Source organism: Candidatus Desulfolinea nitratireducens (genome assembly GCF_982879505.1).
In genome coordinates, this window is record NZ_CEYOSI010000035.1 from 12593 (window position 1) to 14369 (window position 1777).

The following is a 1777-nucleotide window of genomic DNA, read 5'->3' on the forward strand; positions in this document are numbered from 1 at the left end:
CTGCAAAAGCAGTCGAATCTCAATTACAGAAGATCAAAGAAATTATTCAATCTTTCTCGCCAGAGGCTGTGGCAGAACAATCTCAATTTATATTTGCATAATCTCAAAGAGAGATATCATTCATGAATCAAAAAGCGGAGTGAGCTTTTAAGCCCCACTCCGCTTTCCATTTTTTCAAGCATTACTGTTGGGTTGTTTCTCTCCCCAGGATCATCAGGGCCAAACTCAGGGTCTCTCCACCCTCTTCAAGATGCGCAGCACTGATATTCTCATAAGTATCCATGGTAGTACCGGATGTTTTATCCCAGCCTTCCCACAATAAACCGATCCGTGGAGCTTCCTCACCGCCAGCATTGAAATTGGTACCATCTTCAAAAACAATGCTGATATCAACGCGTTCACCGGCCCGATCTATGGAATTTCCCATCCGTCGGGCAGCAGATTCAAAGAGATTTGCCAGGCGTAAACTACCGCTGACTGATAACAGGAGTTGATCACCATCTTTGGTGCCCAGCCCGCGTAAATCAACAATTGTATCAATCGTATAAGCTGAGGAAAACCCGAGTTTTGCACTCAAGAATTTCGCTACCTCTGCCCGTACATATTCCCCGCCTTCCAATCCCTCCCCACTATAGGCCACAAACAGGAAGGTCTTATAAGGCTGGTATCCACTTTCCTTCATGGTGCGGATCGCTTCGAGCATCACTGCCACACCCGCGGCGTTATCATTGGCCGCAACAGGAATTTGCCCATCCGGGAGCAAAGGCGGACTATCATATTGAGCAAGGACAACAATCATCTTATTGTCCAATTGTGCTTCGCCAGGTACCGCTGCGCTCCCTGGAAGATACCCAATCACATGTCTTGCCTCAACTTTTTCCCGGAGACTTCCATCAAGCTCCATATAAAGGTTCTTCGATATTGAAAAATCAAAGACCTCGTCCTGTTTTAGGCCCTCAGTAAGATAACGTAGTTCTTGCACCTGATAACCGCTGCTTTCCAGCAAGCGGTTTGCCATCTCTTCACTTATCCACATCGCCGGAATATCGTTACCTGTGACACGATTGGTTCCAAATACCCTTGAAAAAGGATCACGGGAGGAGAGCGTGGACCGGCGTTGCAATTTTTGCTGATCATCCGTCACGATCAAAAGTCCGGCTTTGGGAACAAGGCGGACATCGTTTGCAGCTTCTTCCGACAAGACGAGTAAAATCTCATCTGTAAAATCCAGCTCCTCCAATGCCCGAGGGGGGCGGGGACTGGAAAACCCTCTGGCAGTTCTGAGCAAATTCCCTGTTGTGATGAAATGAAGTTTTCCTTCTCCCTCGCCTAAATTACGGAAATAGCTATTTGCGTATTCCACAAAATCCTGATGGTATACAGGCGCAGGCTTGCCATCATCCACTTCAAAAACAGGAATGCTGTTCAATTCTTGATAGTCGCGAGACCGGGTCTGGAAATATGTAGTCTTTTCGCCGGCAGGCTGAATGCCAAGGTTCTGGAATTTTTTGGCAATATAATCAGCCGCGATATCCAGCCCCGCACTACCTAATGCCCTCCCATTGATAGCTGGATTAGAGAGAACCGCTACATGACCCAGGGCTTGCTCGCCATTAAAATAGCGTGCCTGGCGTTGATAAAAAGCTATATCTCCTGTGCTGCCTCGCAGCCAAAAGAAACCAGCTACCGCCAAAGTCGCGGCGATGAATGTATACCGATTAGCAAAAACACGCGTCACCTCAACACCGACACGCTCGATCAAACGGCGGATACCCTC

At 47.8% G+C, this 1777-nt stretch carries 1 protein-coding gene; it reads right to left on the reverse strand.

Translation table 11 applies throughout. The features are described 5' to 3' along the window. Window positions 1–181: 181 nt before the first annotated feature. A partial coding sequence (locus AC3DOM_RS04915) for a M28 family metallopeptidase (protein WP_487917910.1) occupies window positions 182–1777 on the reverse strand: 1596 nt, incomplete at its 5' end.